This window comes from Pontibacter actiniarum, assembly GCF_003585765.1.
Lineage (GTDB): Bacteria > Bacteroidota > Bacteroidia > Cytophagales > Hymenobacteraceae > Pontibacter > Pontibacter actiniarum.
In genome coordinates this window covers 376,376-394,668 of sequence record NZ_CP021235.1, presented here as the reverse complement: position 1 = coordinate 394,668, position 18,293 = coordinate 376,376, and the positions used below count along the sequence as shown (strand labels likewise).

The 18,293-nt window shown below is 54.8% G+C and carries 14 protein-coding genes; 7 read left to right on the top strand and 7 right to left on the bottom strand.

Features of this window, described 5'->3' with window-relative positions; all coding sequences use genetic code 11:
• Positions 1 to 10: 10 nt before the first annotated feature.
• The 3 genes from CA264_RS01680 (at position 11) to CA264_RS01670 (ending at position 3,595) form a co-directional block, all read left to right on the top strand.
• On the top strand, positions 11 to 400 hold the full coding sequence (locus CA264_RS01680) for an SPW repeat protein (protein ID WP_025604083.1): 390 nt from the start codon (positions 11 to 13) through the stop codon (positions 398 to 400).
• Between the two features lie 136 nt (positions 401 to 536).
• Entirely contained in the window at positions 537 to 2,414 is a 1,878-nt protein-coding gene (locus tag CA264_RS01675) for an ABC-F family ATP-binding cassette domain-containing protein (protein WP_025604082.1), read from the top strand.
• A 419-nt stretch (positions 2,415 to 2,833) separates the two neighbouring features.
• The gene (locus CA264_RS01670) at positions 2,834 to 3,595 is read left to right on the top strand and encodes a phenylalanine 4-monooxygenase (protein WP_257791738.1); all 762 of its coding nucleotides are present in this window, start codon (positions 2,834 to 2,836) and stop codon (positions 3,593 to 3,595) included.
• A 94-nt stretch (positions 3,596 to 3,689) separates the two neighbouring features.
• Here the strand turns inward: CA264_RS01670 and CA264_RS01665 are convergent, their stop codons facing one another.
• The 3 genes from CA264_RS01665 to CA264_RS01655 form a co-directional block, all read right to left on the bottom strand.
• On the bottom strand, positions 3,690 to 4,370 hold the full coding sequence (locus tag CA264_RS01665) for a hypothetical protein (protein WP_025604080.1): 681 nt from the start codon (positions 4,368 to 4,370) through the stop codon (positions 3,690 to 3,692).
• Between the two features lie 244 nt (positions 4,371 to 4,614).
• Positions 4,615 to 5,724, bottom strand: a complete 1,110-nt coding sequence (locus tag CA264_RS01660) for a CaiB/BaiF CoA transferase family protein (protein WP_025604079.1) — start codon at positions 5,722 to 5,724, stop codon at positions 4,615 to 4,617.
• Between the two features lie 307 nt (positions 5,725 to 6,031).
• Entirely contained in the window at positions 6,032 to 6,787 is a 756-nt protein-coding gene (locus tag CA264_RS01655; protein WP_025604078.1) for a YebC/PmpR family DNA-binding transcriptional regulator, read from the bottom strand.
• A gap of 651 nt (positions 6,788 to 7,438) precedes the next feature.
• Here CA264_RS01655 and CA264_RS01645 point away from each other — a divergent pair.
• The 4 genes from CA264_RS01645 to CA264_RS01630 all read left to right on the top strand — a co-directional run bounded on the left by CA264_RS01645 (position 7,439) and on the right by CA264_RS01630 (position 13,548).
• Complete coding sequence (locus tag CA264_RS01645) at positions 7,439 to 8,911, top strand: DEAD/DEAH box helicase (RefSeq protein ID WP_025604076.1); 1,473 nt, start codon at positions 7,439 to 7,441, stop codon at positions 8,909 to 8,911.
• Positions 8,912 to 9,164: 253 nt separating this feature from the next.
• Positions 9,165 to 9,776 carry a bifunctional nicotinamidase/pyrazinamidase gene (gene pncA, locus CA264_RS01640; RefSeq protein WP_025604075.1) on the top strand — a complete coding sequence of 204 codons (612 nt, stop codon included), beginning with the start codon at positions 9,165 to 9,167 and terminating at the stop codon, positions 9,774 to 9,776.
• Positions 9,777 to 10,111: 335 nt separating this feature from the next.
• Complete coding sequence (locus CA264_RS01635) at positions 10,112 to 12,568, top strand: TonB-dependent receptor (RefSeq protein ID WP_025604074.1); 2,457 nt, start codon at positions 10,112 to 10,114, stop codon at positions 12,566 to 12,568.
• A gap of 368 nt (positions 12,569 to 12,936) precedes the next feature.
• Positions 12,937 to 13,548, top strand: a complete 612-nt coding sequence (locus CA264_RS01630; protein WP_025604073.1) for a hypothetical protein — start codon at positions 12,937 to 12,939, stop codon at positions 13,546 to 13,548.
• Positions 13,549 to 13,744: 196 nt separating this feature from the next.
• Here CA264_RS01630 and CA264_RS01625 read toward each other — a convergent pair whose 3' ends face one another.
• The 4 genes from CA264_RS01625 to rocF form a co-directional block, all read right to left on the bottom strand.
• Positions 13,745 to 14,638, bottom strand: a complete 894-nt coding sequence (locus CA264_RS01625) for a 1,4-dihydroxy-2-naphthoate polyprenyltransferase (protein WP_025604072.1) — start codon at positions 14,636 to 14,638, stop codon at positions 13,745 to 13,747.
• A 159-nt stretch (positions 14,639 to 14,797) separates the two neighbouring features.
• A complete protein-coding gene (locus CA264_RS01620; RefSeq protein WP_036775094.1) occupies positions 14,798 to 15,301 on the bottom strand; it encodes a glutathione peroxidase in 504 nt (167 codons plus the stop codon).
• Between the two features lie 186 nt (positions 15,302 to 15,487).
• Positions 15,488 to 17,278, bottom strand: a complete 1,791-nt coding sequence (gene argS, locus CA264_RS01615; protein WP_025604070.1) for an arginine--tRNA ligase — start codon at positions 17,276 to 17,278, stop codon at positions 15,488 to 15,490.
• Positions 17,279 to 18,250, bottom strand: a complete 972-nt coding sequence (gene rocF / locus CA264_RS01610) for an arginase (protein WP_025604069.1) — start codon at positions 18,248 to 18,250, stop codon at positions 17,279 to 17,281.
• Positions 18,251 to 18,293: the final 43 nt, after the last annotated feature.

Sequence of the window (18,293 nt, the reverse complement as noted above, 5' to 3'; positions counted from 1 at the left end):
GAGGATTATTATGAGATTTATCCCAACCCGATTTCACGGGATTATAGATTATGTTGTAGGCCTGGTGTTTATAATTGCCCCCTGGCTGTTTGATTTCTCAGACGTAAGCTGGGCAACCTGGACCATGGTGATTGCAGGTATTATTGTACTCTTACAGGCGGCATCCACAGACTACGAGGTCGGTGTCATTCATAAGATTCCGATGAAAACACACCTGATGCTTGACTTCGGACTCGGTGTGATTCTCGCGCTGTCGCCGTGGATGTTTAACTTTGATGAGCGTGTCTTTATGCCACACCTGATTGGTGGTATATTCTCTATACTGGCCTCGCTGACCACGCACCGCGTGCCGAGCGAATCGTACCGCACCCGACACGCCACCGAAAGCACCATGCACTAGAAAACAAGTCTTAACCACACGCAACAGAGAGGCTGGCCCCGCAGGGCCGGCCTTTTTTGTACCCGCAGCCCCAGGTTACCCGCTGTTTTATGGCCGGCAGCTATCTTTTGTGTCGGCACATCGCTAACTTTGCCTTATGAATTATCTATCAGCAGAAAACATATCCAAGAGTTTCGGCGACCGCTGGCTTTTCAAGAACCTTAACTTTGGCATCAGCCAGGGGCAGCGCGTGGTGCTGGTGGGCGTAAACGGCTCCGGCAAAACCACCCTGCTCAACGTATTGGCAGGCAAGTTGCCGCCTGATGAAGGCAGCGTAAGCGTTCGCAAGGAGGTGCGCATCGGCTACCTGGGCCAAAACCCGGAGTTCGACGAGGAACTGACGGTACAGCAGACGATCTTCTCTATGCAGAACGAGACGCTGGAGCTGATAAAGGCCTACGAGGCGGCCATCGCCAACCCGAACACCAGCGCCGAAAAGATGCAGCAGCTGATGGAGCGCATGGACGAGCTGCAGGCCTGGGACTTTGAGGTCAAGGTAAAGCAGGTCCTCTCCAAGCTGGGCATCAACAACCTGGATGTGCAGATCAAGAAGCTCTCCGGTGGGCAGCGCAAGCGGGTGGCCATGGCCCGTGTACTGATAGAGGAGCCCGAAATGCTGATCCTTGACGAGCCTACCAACCACCTGGACCTGGACACGATTGAGTGGCTGGAGGGGATGCTGAGCACACAGAACACCACGCTGCTGATGGTTACCCACGACCGCTACTTCCTGGACAAAGTGGCCAACGAGATCGCAGAGCTCGACAACGGCGAGATTTATACTTACAAAGGCAACTACAGTTACTTTCTGGAGAAAAAAGCGGAGCGCGAAATGTCTGCCGCCGCCGAAACCGAAAAGGCCCGCAACCTGATGCGCAAGGAGCTGGAGTGGATCCGCAGGATGCCAAAAGCACGCGGCACCAAGGCCAAGTACAGAGTAGACGCCTTTGAGGACCTGAAGGAGAAGGCGGCCAAAAAAACCAGCGGCCCGCAGCTGGAGCTGTCGGTAAAGACCACGCGCCAGGGGGGCAAGATCATCGAAGTCGACCATATTTCGAAATCCTTTGGGGAGAAGAAGATCGTGGATGACTTCAGCTATATATTCAAAAAGAAGGACCGCATTGGTATCGTTGGCCCTAACGGAGCCGGCAAATCCACGTTCCTGAATATGCTGACGGGCAAGCTGCAGCCGGATGCGGGCACGATAGAAGCCGGCCAGACCACCGTTTTTGGCTACTACACACAGGATGAGCTGGTGTACAAGGAGGACCAGCGCGTGATCGATATCGTGAAGGAAATAGCCGAAGTAGTGGAGATGGCCAACGGCGAGGTGATCACGGCGAGCCAGTTCCTCCAGCACTTCCAGTTTGCGCCGCCACAGCAGTACACGTTTGTAAGCAAGCTGAGCGGTGGGGAGAAGCGCCGCCTGCAGCTGCTGCGCGTACTCATCAAGAACCCGAACTTCCTGATCCTGGATGAGCCCACCAACGACCTCGACATCATTACGCTGAACATACTCGAGGACTTCCTGCTGAACTTTGGGGGCTGCCTGATCATTGTCAGCCACGACCGCTACTTTATGGACAGGCTGGTAGAGCACCTGTTCGTGTTTGAGGGCGAAGGCCGGATACGCAACTTCCCGGGCAACTACACCGACTACCGCGAGTGGCAGAAAGAGCAGGAAAAGCTACAGCAGGAAGAAGCCAAAGCCGCCCCCGCACCAGTCGTTGAAAAAAAGCAGGAGCAGCCAAACGCCAAGCGCAAAGCCACATTTAATGAGAAAAAGGAGTACGAGCGCCTGGAGCAGGAGATCGAGCAGATGGAGACCCGCAAAAGCGAGATCATCGAAACCATGAACAGCAACACCCTGACAGACCACGAGGAGCTGACGGCCCTGGCCAAAGAACTCGAGCGCATCAACGAGCAGTTAGAGGAAAAAGAGTTCCGCTGGCTCGAGCTGGCCGAGCTCATGTAGCCCTAAACCATACTTTAAAACCACAAAAGGCGCCGCATGCGGTGCCTTTTGTGGTTAAGGGCCCTACCGGCTTCCAGTGCCGCACGGCAAAACCATAAAATAAAGTTTGCGTTTAAACCAGAAGTTTGCATTATTGCAGTACACAGAATCTGAATGCACAAACCAGCAGCCATAGCGACAACTCTTTCTCTGCCAACTTCCCTTGGCATGGCGCTGCTGTATACTTCTTATTCTTATTGCCTGAGCGTGTATAGCTATTACAGCTATTATTACCGCTATTACAGCAACCGCAGCTAAGGCAATCACCACACCCATTTTTTAGGACTCGGAGAACACTCTCCCACCACCGGTGAACCTGCCAAAGCAGCGGCTCAAGCCCCTGCTTTTTTCTTTTTGCACCTAATTCAAAAACAACGACAATATCAACCACAGAACCTATGAACCTGAAACAGAACTACAGCTCCTACACCGCAGAAAACCATAACGTATGGACCATCCTGTTTGACCGCCAGCTAGAGAACCTGCCTGATAAAGCCATCCCAGAGTTTATGGACGGCCTGCAGAAAGTGGGCTTCACCCGCGAGCGCATCCCGAACTTTGAGGAGGTAAACCAGCGCATAAAGCCGATCACCGGCTTTGAGGTGGTGGCCGCCCCCGGTATTGTAGACGATGCCCTGTTCTTCCAGCTGATTGCCAACAAGCAGTTCCCGGCAACCGTTTGGGTGCGCCGCATGGACCAGCTCGACTACCTGGAGGAGCCCGACATGTTCCATGATGTGTTCGGCCACGTGCCGCTCCTCACCATTCCGGTTTACTGCGATTTCCTGGCCCGGCTGTCGGCAATGGCGCTGCAGCACATCGACAGGCCGGACATCATAGACCGCCTGACGCGCATCTACTGGTACACCATTGAGTTCGGCCTGTTCCGCAAACCGGGCGAGCAAGCGAAGATTTACGGCGCCGGCATCCTTTCGTCCGTCGGGGAAAGCAAGCTGTCGGTTTCTGAGGAGAGCGTGAAGTATGATTTTGACGTCAAGCACATCCTCGACACCTCTTACATCAAGGAGACCTTCCAGAGCCAGTACTTCTGCATTGAGAGTTTTGAGCAGCTACTGCACAGCCTGCCGCAGATCGAAGAGGCTATTCAGCAGCTGCGCGAGGAGCCAGTGGAGACGTGCTAAGCCAATCTTGAAAGAAATTTTGTTTAAAGATGAGCAAAAAAGGCCCGGGTGTTGCCCGGGCCTTTTTTATACTTCTCCCTCGTGGTTATCGTGGTTAGTTCGTTAGCTCATGGCTGACCTGGAAGCCCAGCTTGCGCGGCTTGGTCAGGTGCATGTTCTCCAGTTTCTGCTTTAGGGTGATGCGCTCAATATCACTCACATCCTGCCCCATCAGGTCGTTGTTAACGGAGGCAACCATCGCGCTCTCCACGATAATGCGCAGCACGCGGTCGTTCAGTTTGTTGTTTGCAAAGTCTGTTATCTTTTCGAACGGCAGGTCCAGCTGCTTTACGCCTTCCACGCAAAAGTGATTTTCGATGTTCACCAGCATACGCCCCACCAGGTACCCGGGGTCGTCCAGGCGGTTATACTTCACGGTGTCTGCCATAAAGTTGTAGGCCATGATATGCCCGAAGAACCTCCTTCTAAAATCCTCCTCTACGTAGGGGTTGCGCATAATCTCGTAGTCGTCCGGGAAGGTGATCACGTTCGTGTGCATCACAAACACCAACAAATCGCCGGAGAATTTCACCTGAAACTCATGCTCACTTATGCTGCGGTACTCCATCTCCACATCCGCATCCTGCTCCGCAACCCGCTCCTTCAGCTCCTCCACCAGCTGCTGCGAAATAAGCTTCATACGCTCAAAGGTTTCCTTGGTATTGCGGTAAATGATCTGCTTTGTTTTGGACTTGTGATGCAGCCCGTTTATGATATCATCTAATCTGTCTTCCATGTTGTGTGCGCTGTTGATTTATTTCTTAGCTTCTGTTTTTACCGCTCTTCGCCACACTTTGTTTAGTTTAGAAGAGAAACAGCCATACCTACAGGAGGCTCATAGGCGGGTGCGCCGGCCTGTGCAGCCCTTGCCCGGGCCGAGCCGGCAACCGCTCCAGCGCACCGCCCGCCGATGCCTTTCCCTCCGCTGGGTTTCCATGCAGGGCTTCTGCAACGCACCCCTGCCTTTCCTTTATGTTACGTTAGTCCTGATAGCTCGGTGGTGGGGTAAGCGCCTGATTTTCCTGGCCCTGTAGCTGAAACGCGACCTGCCGCAGCCCTGGCCTGGCGCCCTGGCAGTGCAGGAGCATCTGCTGCGCCTGGGGGAGCGCGAAAACCTCCGGGATGGTGCGCACCGCCCCCGCAGGCACATGCTGCGCGTGCAAGCGCTGCAGCAGCTCCTCCCGCCCGTGGCGGCCAATTAACTGGCGCAGCTTTTCGTTTACCTCCTGCCGGTGCAGCACCCGCGCAGCGTTCGTTTTATACTTGGGGTCAAGGGCCATCTCCTCCGCGCCAAGTATGGCACAGAGCCTGCTAAACTGCCTGTCGTCGCCGATAGCCAGCACCAGTTGCTTTCCGCAGCGACCCGTGTAAACCGACCCGTAAGGCACAATATTCGGGTGCTCAGAGCCCATCCGCTGCGGCTCCTGCCCTGCCACCAGGTAGTTCGTCGCCTGGTTTGCCAGTGCCGATACTGCTGCCTGCAGCAGCGACACCTGCACCAGTTGCCCCTGCCTGGTACGCTCCCGCTGCAGCAGCGCCACCAGCAGCCCCTCTTTCAGCTGGTGCGCCGTCAGGATGTCCATCAGCGCCACCGGCATCTTTACCGGCGGGCCGCCTGCCTCCCCGTTCAGGTACATGAAGCCGCTCTCCGCCTGCACGACCGCATCGTAGCCTGCCCGTGTATCGTGCGGGCCGTAGCCGGTAATGTGCCCATAAAGCAGGCGCGGATTTATGTTTTTCAGCGTATCGTAGCCTACCTGCAGCTTTTCCGCATCGCCGGGCTTGTAGCTGGCAATCACTATATCGGCCTGCTGCACCAGGCTGTAGAGTTGCTGCAGTTGCGCGGCCTGTGTCAGGTCCAGGGCCAGGGAGGCTTTGCCCCAGTTGGCGGCGCAGAAATAAGCGGGCGTGTCGGTGCCGGAGGGTTCGGATGCAAGCTTCCAGTTGCGGGTAACGTCGCCGCGGGTGGCGGCATTCTCTACCTTAAGAACCTGGGCGCCTAGCTCCGCAAAGAACTGCCCGACGCTTGGCCCGGCCAGCACGCTTGCCAGTTCGAGCACCAGCATGTCTTTAAAGATGTGTTCCGCCATTGTTAAACGTGAGTTCTACTGTACGCTGATGAAAGATAAGAAACCGCAGAACAGAGGCTGCGGCCTGATAAGGGTACGGGAATGCAGGCGGTTAGTCGCCACTTCAGCAGCTTTGGCACGGTAGCCTTGGCTGCTCAGCCACGAAAAGAAAGCCCCCTGGCACTGCACACGCCCCTTCCCGAAAGCTTGTGTCGCACCTAACGCCCTAGCGGGCGGCTGTTACAGCGCCCTGGATCACCAAAGGCTAGTCCAGGCAAAGCGGCATCGCCAGCAGGGGCAGCACTAAAGTGTGGTATTATGCTGGCTGCTACTCCAGCGCTGCCATCACCTCCTCACTCAGCTCCAGGTTATGGTATACCTGTTGCACATCGTCGTCGTCCTCCAGCGAGTCGATCAGCCGGAGCACCTTCCGCACCGCCTCCGGGTCCTCTACCTTTACGGTGGTTTGCGGCAGGCGCTGCAGGTCTGCGCTCTCCAGGTCCAGGTTCAGCTCCTCTACCTTTTTCTGCAGTGCCCCAAAGTCTTCCATGGCACTGTAGATGGTCATGTAACCCTCCTCGAACTCAACCTCTTCGGCACCGCCGTCCGCCAGCTCCAGCAACAGCTCGTCCTCGTCTATCGGCTGCTCCGGGTTGCGGTGTGCCACAAACACGCCTTTCCGGTCGAACAGGTACTCTACCGAGCCACTGGTGCCCAGGCTGCCGCCGCTTTTGTTGAACATGGTGCGCAGGTTCTGCACGGTACGGTTAATGTTGTCTGTGAGGCACTCCACGTATACGGCCACGCCGCCGGGGCCGTAGCCTTCGTAGTTTACCTGACTGTAGTCGCTGGCGTCGCCTCCCTCTCCTTTTGATACGGCACGCTCAATGTTGTCTTTGGGCATGTTGGCCCCCTTGCTCATCTGTATGGCAAGGCGAAGGCGCGGGTTGGCATCCGGGTCGGCGCCGCCTTCTTTCACGGCTACCGTTATTTCTTTGATGAGTTTGGTAAATATCTTTGATCGCTTGGCGTCCAGGGCTCCTTTCTTGCGCTTGATCTGCGACCATTTGTTGTGTCCTGCCATAGAAAAGTCTGCGTTACTGCGTTTCCTGAATTCGGGGAACGCCCCCTCCTCCTCAAAACAAAATAAAGAAAATTTTACCTGAAAGACACAAAAAGAGCGGCTCCGCTTGTGGCGAGGCCGCTCTAATCAGGTGGTGGTGTATTTAAGATGCTGCGCTAAAGGAGCAGCATGAAGATAGCATTGATAATGTTAAGGCCTAACAGTAGTGAGAAGTTAGGAGACTCTTGTACAAATTTTTTCATGGCTATATTTATGATTTTATATATAGTTTTTATTATGTTTTATATCTCTTTTCCTGTTGGTATGTACGCTACTTGTAAGGCAATGTTGCAACAAATAGTACTCAACTAATAAGCATTAACATATATCGATATTCATACATTCCCTTAAACAGCCCTAAACCAACAAATAACACGCGCCACAAAAAGACAAGAATTGAATAATCGAGGCATTCGTTTATTGCACAACCCACTACCCTGTGCAACTTTTTACAAACATAATACATTGTTCTATATATTCGCAACATTATGCAATAAAATATTTGAATTAAAGCATATATTTTTCGTACTCATATTTATAGTATCTTTACTCTGCAAAAGCGGCTGATGGAAAAAGATGGCCGCCATGTAGTAAAACCAAAATTTATAAGCATTGGACTTCCATTCTTTTAACTTACACGAAGACGTACTGACAGGCATTAACTCGATGGGTTACAACCAGCCCACCCCAGTACAAGAGCAGGCAATACCGTTGATTCTGGAGCAGAAGGACCTGATTGCCTGTGCCCAGACGGGAACGGGCAAAACAGCCGCCTACCTGCTGCCGCTTATTGACCGTATTTCGCATGAAGGCTACGAGCACACCAGCACCCTGATTCTGGTGCCTACACGCGAGCTGGCCAAACAAATAGATGAGCAGGTGGAAGGTTTCGGCTACTTTGCCTCGGTAAGCTCTATCGCCATTTACGGCGGCAACAAAGGAGACGACTGGGAGCAGCAGAAACGTGCCCTCACCACAGGCGCCGACATTATTATCGCCACGCCAGGCCGTTTGCTCTCGCACATGGCCATGGGCTATGTAAAGCTGAACCAGCTGAACCACCTGGTGCTGGACGAGGCAGACAAAATGCTGGACATGGGCTTTATGGATGACCTGATCAAGATCATCAGCCAGCTGCCCAAGCAGCGCCAGACGCTCTTGTTCTCGGCCACCATGCCGCGCAAGATCCGGGACCTGGCACAGCAGATCCTACAGCAGCCCGCCGAGGTAAACCTGGCCATCTCCAAGCCTGCAGAAGGTATAGACCAGCGCTTCTACCTGACGTACGACAACCAAAAGCTGCCCTTGCTGGAGTACCTGCTCCGGGAGCTGGACGTTCAGAGCATGATCATCTTTACCTCCCGCAAGTCGAACGTAAGCCAGATTGTGCGCTCCCTTAAAAAGATGGGCTTCACGGCGGAAGGCATTTCCTCCGACATGACGCAGGATGAGCGTGAGAAGGCGCTGCAGGGCTTTAAGAACAAGCAGTACCAGATAGTGGTCGCCACCGACATTCTCTCCAGAGGCATCGACATCGATAGCCTGAGCCACGTGGTGAACTTTGACATGCCACAGGACGCCGAAGACTACGTGCACCGTGTAGGCCGCACCGCGCGTGCCGCCTCTACCGGTATGGCCATTACCTTCGTCAACGAGAAGGACATGTTCCGTGTGCAGAAGGTGGAGCGCCTCATTGAGCGCGAACTGCCGAAGCTGCCCCTGCCGGGCGACTTCGGACCAGGGCCGGCCTACGACCCGACGCGCCGGGACGGCGGTAGCCAGCGCCAACGCGGCGGCGGCAGACCGGGCACAGGAAACAAAGGCAGCAAAAACAGAAGCAAGCACCACAGAGGCCCTAAACCGGAAGGAAACGGTGCAGCCCGCACAGACGAGGCTCAGGCAAACAGGCCAAAGCGGGAAGCAAACCCACGGCCACCACGTGCCGAAGGCCAGGCTGCCGGAGAGCAGCAGGGCGAAGGCAGAAACAAGAGCCGCAACAGGAACCGTAACCGCAACAGAAAAAGCAATAAGCCACAAAACGCCCAGGGCAGCCCTAACCCACAGGTTTCCCAGGACAACAGCTAATACAAAACAGCAAGAGCCGCTTTTAAAGCGGCTCTTGCTGTTTTCAGGCCTGCACGGCAACCTTTACTACCCCTCTTTACTCCTCCAGCCATGCCCCCTTTCCCGGAGCCTGCTGGTTTGCCGGATCAGCCGGGCCCGGCGGCTGCTTCAGCTGTACGAGGGACGAGGGAATGGCAGAAATTCGCTAACTTGGCGCTGAGCAGAACGGCTATATAAAGCCCAGACAGTACCCTTACACCTATTACCCCATACTATGCGTGCTTTACTCCTAGTAGATATACAAAACGATTTCCTGCCCGGCGGCTCCCTGGCTGTGCCGCAAGGAGACGCCATACTTCCCATCGTGAACAGGCTGCAGGACCAGTTTGACCTGGTGGTAGCGACCCAGGACTGGCACCCACCGCAGCACAAGAGCTTTGCCTCCAGCCATGCAGGTAAAAACGTGTTCGAGGTGATAGACCTGAACGGCCTGGAGCAGGTCTTGTGGCCGGACCATTGCGTACAGGGCACCGCGGGCGCAGCCTTTTCCGAAGCGCTGGATCAGAACCGCATCGAGGCCATCTTCAGAAAGGGAACCGACCCAGCGGTAGACAGCTACAGCGGCTTCTTCGACAACGGGCGGCGGAAGAGCACGGGCCTGGCGGATTACCTGCGCGGTAAATCCGTAACGGAAGTCTACCTGGCTGGCCTTGCCGCTGATTACTGTGTGTTCTTTTCTGCAAAGGATGCCTTAACCGAAGGCTTCCAGGTATACTTTATAGAGGATGCCACGCGCGCCATTGACGCGGATGGCTTCTCCCGGGCCAAAGCTGAGCTACTGCAACGGGGAGGGCACCTTGTGCAAAGCCATACGCTGTTACCGTAAAACCGGTCTGTACACTTCTATACTTGAAAGCCGCTTCCTTGCTGGAGCGGCTTCATCGTTTCCACCCGGTGCCCCCTTATCACCTCCCGAGACAATACGGCCGCATTTATACTTAATTTTAGTGTTTTACCACGAATTTATTTCTCAACCACAGTCATAGTTATCGTATTTTACATATATTGTCTCCTCAAAATCATAATACAACTGATTTTGTAATTCCGTTGTGAGCTTTTAGGAGAGGAGAGTGTACAACTCCGTGTGTAAGGAAGGAGCGTGAGAACCTAAAGGGAATACCGACTGGATGCATCGCGTGCTCATTTTACCAACCTATACACATGAAACAGACGATACTGCTGGCCCTGTGCCTGCTGTTAAGCTCCTTCTCCCGGGCACAGAGCCCGGCAACCGGCACCATCAAAGGCGTGGTGGTAGATTCCCTCAGCCAAAAGCCACTCAGCTATGTAACCGTGGTAGTCAGCAAACCCGAGAAAGACGAGCCGGTTAAAAGCACCTTCACCCAGGATAACGGCAGCTTTACTGTCTCCGGTTTGCCGCTGGGCAAGTATAAGCTCATCCTTACCTACGTGGGCTACAAGCCCTTTTCCATGGAGCTGCCTACCCTGGAGGCAGGCAAGGACGTGGCGGACCTGGGCAACATAGCTATCGCCAGCTCTGCCAAACAGCTGCAGGAAGTGGAGGTAACGGCAGAGAAGATGCTCATCACCCAGGACATCGACAAGATCAGCTACAACGTGGAGCTTGACCCGGAAAGCAAAACCCTCACGGCCCTGGACATGCTGCGCAAAGTGCCCATGCTGAGCCTGGACTCGGAAGAGAACATCAAGCTGAACGGCAGCAGCAGCTATAAGGTACTGGTGAACGGCAAGGCCTCTACCCTTTTTGCCCGCAACCCCAAGGATGTGTTCCGCAGCATGCCTGCCAACACCATTAAGCGCATCGAGGTTATTACAGACCCGCCGGCCAAGTATGACGCAGAGGGCATCGGGGGCATTATCAACGTAATTACCCACAACGAGCCGAATAACGGGTACAACGGCAGCATTTACCTTTCGCAGAGCACGCCGAACAGCCGCTACGGCTCCGCCAACGTAACCGCAAAAATGGGGAAATTCGGTATTTCAGCCTACGGGGGAATCAGCCAGTACACCAGCCCCAGCTATAACTCCTCTTTTGAACGCCTGAACAAGGAAACAGGGGCGCTGCTGCTACAGGACGGCGGCGGTAAGGAAGAGAACTTCTTTAAATACGTGGACGGTGAGATGAGCTACGAGATTGACACCCTCAACCTGCTGTCTGCCAAGTTCAGCTTGAATAGCAGCGACTGGGAAGCAACGGCGCTACAGACAGTGGAGGAACTCGACAGGGTCGGCAACCGCACCAGCGCCGTTAACCGCAACAACGCCAACACCGGCGGCTGGGGCAACTATGAGCTGGGCCTGGACTACCAGCACACCTTTAAGCGCAACAAGAACCAACTGCTCACGCTCTCCTACAAGATCGGGGACGAAACCAGTGACAACAAATCAAACCTCTCGTTTACAGACGTCTTTAACTACAGGGGTCCGGCGGACACCCGCACGCTCAACAACGGCAGCTCGGTGGAGCAAACCCTGCAGGCAGACTATGTACACCCGTTTAAGAAACACACACTGGAGGTAGGCGCCAAAACTATTCTGCGCGACAACGCCAGCGATTACTACTACCGCAACTACAACCCGGAGACCGATTCTTTTGTAGAAGTGCCAAGCCTGACCAACGAGTTTGACTACAGCCAGGATATTTACGCGGGCTATACCTCCTTTAGCCTGCGCTACGACAAGTGGGGCCTGCGGGCAGGCGCGCGCCTGGAGCAGACCGTGGTAGACGCTGACTTTAAATCCTCGGAGGCGGCGGCAAAGCAGGACTACCTGAACCTGATCCCAAGCGTCTCCCTGACCCGCACCCTGAAGAATATGGCCAGCCTGAAACTCTCCTACACGCAGCGCATTGAGCGGCCAAGCCTGTGGTACCTGAACCCCTACGTAGACCGGACGAACGAAAAGAGCATCTCCTACGGTAACCCGAAGCTGGACCCGGCCACCAGCCATGTGTTCAGCCTGTCCCACAGCCTCTTTAAGGGCAGCAACTCGCTAAACAGCACCCTGACCCACGCCTTCACGAACAGCGCCATCCAGAGCTACACGCTTTTTAACCCGGCAGACTCCGTGAGCACCACCACATACGGCAACATCGGCAAAAACGCCACCACCACACTCTCGCTCAGCGGCAACAGCACGCTGTTTAAAAAGCTTAGCCTTAACCTGAACGGCACACTGTCCTACAGCCAGCTAAGTGGCAATATTGGCGGGGAGGATCTGGAGAACAGCGGCATCAGCGGCTATATGTACAGCAACGCCAGCTACCGGTTTGAGAAGAACTGGCGCGCCGGTGTAAACATCGGGTATTATGCGCCGCGGGTACTGCTGCAGGGCGAGTCGTCGGGGCGGGTCTGGCACGGGCTGTCCCTGAGCAAAAGCTTCCTGAAGGACGAGAAGGCGAGCCTCAGCATTTCGGTGCAGAACCCGCTGAACAAGTATATCTCCAACTATAATGAGCTGAACGGCCCTGATTTCTACCAGCGCAGCGAATACCGCAACATGACCCGCCGTGTGAGCATTGGCTTCAACTACAAGTTCGGAAAGCTGAAGGAAGATATTAAGCGCACCAAGCGCGGCATCAAAAACGATGACCTGAAAGGCGGCGGCGACAGCAAAGGGGGAAGTGGCAGTTAATTCCTAACAGCCGACATAACAAAGTATAGCCTGGCTGTTTTGCGGAACTGCCAGGCTATACTTGGCCTCCCCGGCTGCGTAGTACAACTGCCTGCAAGCACAGGCAGCCAACAGAGCCAGAGAAGACACCCCTGTACTACTTCAAAAAGCTTAGCTGGGAAGAGTATGTTCCTTTGATTGCCCTAGTACGCGCCCTTTCGCTTTCCACCCGCGTAACAAACGGGAGAAAACCTGGAGCGATGAGCGAAGTCAAACGGGTGCTGCGTGGGGAGTATCCCCTAAAGATACCACGGCTTATTCTCGGGCCGGATACAAGCCTGCTGCAATAACAAGTAACATGACCTTTACTTTACCAACACATACGCAATATGAAAACGAACTTTTTAGCAGCCGCTTTATCCATCATCAGCTTTGGTGCGCTCGCGCAAACTGCCTCTCCTGCCCAGCCCAGCACAAAGCTGGAAAGTATGAGCAAAATCGAACTAGGACTCCATGGCCTCGGACTCGCTTACGAAGTGCCGCTTAGCGCAAGGTGGTCTGCTAACCTGAGTGCTGGCTTGGGCGGCGGGTACGCTATAGAGCAAAACGACTTCGAGAATGGCTTCAACAGCACCTGGATCATCAATGAGCCTGTTGCTTACTTCCGGTCAGAGTTCAAGTATACCTATAACCGCGACAGAAGGCTTTCAAAGTCTAAATCCATCCTAAACAATGCGGGGAACTACGTTGCCTTCCAGGTAAAATACACCACGAACCGAGTGTTTGAAGGCAACGACTACAGTTTTCTGGAAGAACCGCTGAACAGGACGCTCCTAAACGAAGCCCATTGGGGGATGCAACGGCCACTCGGGCAGAAGTTCATTTTTAACCTGCACCTTGGCTTAGGCTATGCCACCGACTTCGATTTCGACAACAGTCAGCTTTATCCGGCGGCAGGTGTTCAGTTTTCCTACGTTATCTCAAAGCGCGCTGCCTTATAGCTGCCCGAGCTGGTTGCAGGCACAGTACCGCTAAATGGAATCCGGAGCATACACCTTTTTGTGCCGGAGACTTCTACATACTGACGCGGGAAGGAAAGAGAAGAAACAGGCTAACCCTCTTGCTGATGCCATTACAATAAAGAAGCCGCCGGTAGGTTACCCTACCGGCGGCTTCTTATTTATACTTCATGCTTGCTTACAGCACCTGCCCCAGGCCAAACAGCAGCACAAACAGCAGCGTAGTCATCGCCATCTGCTTCAGGTAAGGGTCTAGCTCCTTCGAGCTTTGCTTGCGCCACACGTTTACGGCATTCACGAGCACCAACGGCAGGGCCAGCACAAACAGGAACTGCCAGGGGCTTTCGTAGTTGAGCAGCACGTAGGCAAACGCACTGGTTACCCCGCCCAGCAACAGCAGCAGGTGGTAAATGCGCGCCCGTTTAGGCCCCAGCCGCACAGGAACAGAGCGCTTGCCTGCCAGCACATCAGACTTAATGTCGCGGATGTTGTTTACGTTGAGTACTGCCGTGGAAAAGAAGCCGCACACCAGCGCCGGCAGTATAACCACCCCCTGCAGCTCCTGCGCCTGCAGAAAGTAAGTGCCCAGCACACCCACCAAGCCGAAGAAAACAAAGACGAAGATGTCGCCCAGCCCCGCATAGCCGTAGGGTTTGTCGCCGGCAGTGTAATTGATAGCCGCCCAGATAGAGGCCACGCCCAGCGCCAGGAACAGCAGGAAAAGGAGTATGCCCTCGGCACCGAAAGCCACCCACAGGAGCAGCAGCCCCGACACAAGCGACAGCAGGCTGAAGGCCACCATTCCCTTTTTCATCTGCTCTGCCTGTATGTGCCCCGCCTGCACGGCCCGCATGGGCCCTTCGCGGTGCACGCTGTCGGCCCCGTGCTTGGAGTCGCCGTAATCGTTGGCCAGGTTAGAGAGAATTTGCAGGAAGAGCGTTGTAAGTACGCAAAGGCCTACCACTGTGGCATCGAAGGCGCCGTTAGCTGCCGCCATAAAGCCGCCCATGCCAATGCAGGAGAGCGCCAACGGCAGCGTGCGCGGCCTAAAAGCCGAAATCCAAGCCTTCATAAGACCTGGATTCGGGGTTGTTGTGTGTGATGATGTATTCAACGTTGTATACGGTGCTAAAACCTGGCCCGGGCATACGCCTGCGCCAGAACGCTCTATGAGCGCTATACTATAAAAGGCACAAGCAAACGCTTGCACCGGGCAAAACCACTCTTGTACCTACTGCTTTATCGCGCTTAACAGCTCCTCGTCCATCGGCTTCACCTTAGACGGGTAGAAGGCCTGCACCTGCCCGTTCTCGTTTACCAGGTATTTGCAGAAGTTCCAGTTCGGCTCCTCGTGGTTCGGCGCGTTCTGTGCCAGCCACACAAACAAAGGGTGCTTGTCGTCGCCCACCACCGATACCTTCTCGAACATAGGGAAGCTTACGCCATAGTTCTTCTGGCAGAAAGAGGCGATCTGCTCGTTAGAGCCTGGTTCCTGCCCGCCGAAGTTATTCGCCGGAAAGCCCAGGATCGCCACATCGCTGCCATGCGTTTCGTGCAGCTGCTGCAGGTCTTTGTACTGCGGGGTGTAGCCGCACTCGGAGGCGGTGTTAACCAGCAGTACCTTCTTGCCTTTGTACTGCGAGAAATCCACTTCTTTCCCGTCAAGCGACTTCATCTTAAAGCCGTAGAAATCGCTGGTCTGGGAGTTGGGGGTTGAGGTTGTTTCAGTTGCCATTGCTTCTGTGTTAAGGTTAGCTGTGCCACGCTGCTGGCAGGCTGCTGCTGTACATAACAGCCCCAGCAGCAGCGCTGTTTGCAGCGCGTGTGTAAACGTTTTAAGCATACGAGTTTCGGTTGATGTTGCGTTGCAGGAACAACCGTCAGCTTTACACTTTGTTGCCCTGCAGCGCAATTATACTTATTACATTCTCTCCGGCACCTCAATGCCCAGCAGTTTCATACTTTCGCGCACAAAACGGGCCACCATGGCCGACAGGGCAATACGGAAGTTGCGCGCCTGCTCGTCTGTTTCGTTAAAGATGGAGATCTCCTGGTAAAAGCGGTTGTAGGACTTGGCCAGTTCGTAGGCGTAGTTGGCGATAATAGACGGTGCGTACAGGTTACCGGCCTCTTTCACCACAGCCGGGAAGTTCACCAGCTGTATGATTACCTCCTGCTCTGTCTCGTGCAGGTTTCCGAAGTTTTCAAACGAAGCCGCATCCACGCTGATGCCCATCTCACCGGCCTTACGAAGTATAGCCGAGATACGGGCGTGGGTGTACTGCACAAACGGCCCAGTATTGCCACGGAAGTCGATGGACTCCTGCGGGTTGAACAGCATGCGCTTCTTCGGATCTACCTTCAGCAGGAAGTACTTCAGGGCGCCCATGGCCAGGGTGTGGTACAGGTGCTGCGCCTCTTCGGCCGTAAAGCCCTCTATCTTACCCAGCTCCTCTGTCTGCTGGCGTGCGGTATCCACCATCTCCTGCACCAGCTCATCGGCATCCACTACCGTACCCTCGCGGGATTTCATTTTACCCGAAGGCAGGTCCACCATGCCGTAAGACAGGTGGTAGATGCCTTCGGCATAGGGCTTGCCCAGCTTCTTCAGCGTGGCCTTCAGCACCTGGAAGTGGTAGTTCTGCTCATCGGCCACCACGTACACCGACTGGTCGTACGGGAAGTCGTTATACTTGAGCTCGGCCGTACCCAGGTCCTGGGTGATGTACACAGAGGTACCGTCAGCTCGTAGCAGCAGCTTCTCGTCCAGCCCTTCGTCCGTCAGGTCTACCCACACAGAGCCGTTGTCTTTCTTAAAGAAGACCTCTTTCTGCAGGCCTTCCTCCACACGCTCTTTCCCCAGGGTGTAGGTCTGGGACTCGTAGTAGTATTTATCAAAGTCAACGCCGATGGTGCGGTAGGTCTCGTCGAAACCGGCGTACACCCAGCTGTTCATCATCTTCCAGAGGTTCACCACGTGCTCGTCGCCCTGCTCCCACTTCAGCAGCATGTCCTGCGCCTCCAGCATGAGCGGCGCCTTTTTCTTGGCTTCCTCTTTGTCCATGCCCTGCGCCACCAGCTCGTCTACCTGCTCTTTGTAAGCCTTGTCGAACAGCACGTAGTACTTGCCCACCAGGTGGTCGCCTTTTATGCCGCTGCTCTCCGGTGTTTCGCCGTTGCCCATCTTCTCATAAGCCAGCATCGACTTGCAGATATGGATGCCGCGGTCGTTCACCAGGTTCACCTTCATCACCTCATGGCCGTTTGCCTTCAGGATCTCCGACACGGAGTAGCCCAGGAAGTTGTTGCGCAGGTGGCCCAGGTGCAGCGGCTTGTTCGTGTTCGGCGAAGAGTACTCCACCATCACGTTGCGGCCGCTCGGCTCGCCGTAGCCGTAGCCCGGGTTGGTCATGATGCCGCGGAACAGGCGCAGCCACTCGCGCTCCTGCACCTCCAGGTTCAGGAAGCCCTTCACCACGTTAAAGTCTTTGATCTCGCTGGCGTTCTCCTTCAGGTGCTCACCCAGCGCCTGGCCGATCTGCTCAGGCCCTTTGCCCACTTGCTTGGTATAAGGAAACGTAACGAAGGTAAACGAACCTGCAAACTCCTTGCGTGTGGGCTGCAGGGCTATTTCAGAGGCATCAACAGTGATTCCGAACAAGGCATGCAGCGCCTGGCTGATGCTCTGGCTAATGGCGTGTTGTAATTGCATTTAATGTGTGGCTGTACTTTTAGATTCTTTTTGTAGGATCGCCTCTGTGGCGGCTTCCAGTATATCGAAGGCATTCTCTGCCATGGTGTTTTCCGTATCCAGCGTCGGGTTGATCTCGGTCATCTCGTAACACACCACGCGCGGGTCCTGCAGCAGCAGGTAGTTCAGCTCTTTGGCCTGCGTTACGGTAAGGCCGGTCTCCACGGGGGTGCCCGTTCCTTTGGAGAACTTGGAGTCCAGGCTGTCCACGTCGAAAGACACGTAGATAATGTCGCAGTCTTTTACGCGCTCCAGGGCCTCCTGGGCCACCTGCGGAATGCCTTTCTTGTTTACCTCATCGTAGGTGAAGTTCTTGATGCCGTACTTCTTGATAAAGTAGTCCTCCGGCTCCTCGGTGTCGCGCACCACGATGTACACCAGGTGCTCCGGCTTTAGCTTGGGGCCGTCGTAGCCCAGTTTCTTCAGCGAGTTCCAGAAGAAGACCGTTTCCGGCGCCGGGTCGTTTATCTGGCGGTCCAGGTTGTCTACGTTCAGGGCCATGGCCAGCGGCATGCCGTGCACGTTGCCCGAGGGCGAGGTGTAGGGCGAGTGGATGTCAGCGTGCGCGTCGATCCAGATCACTCCCAGCGTTTTATCCGGGTAGGCGGCTTTTATACCGGCAATGGTTCCGTGCGCGTTAGAGTGGTCTCCGGCCAGCACCAGCGGGAACATATCCATGGCGATGGTTTGTTCTACAGCCCTGGCAATGTTTTTCTGAACGGTTAGTATACTATCAATGCGGTGCGCATTGGGGAAAACATCCGGATCAAATAAAGTATAGTTTAAATCTGGTACGCTGACAGAGTTGAAGCGCTTGAAGTAATCGGATCCCTTGTCCCAGCAAGCTACCCGTAGTGCCTCAATTCCCATGCTGGCTCCACGTGTTCCGGCCCCCAGCTCAGACCTGACTTCTATCAGTTTTACTTTTTTCATACTTTTTAAACAAACTTTTTGCAAAGATGGTAAAATACCAACA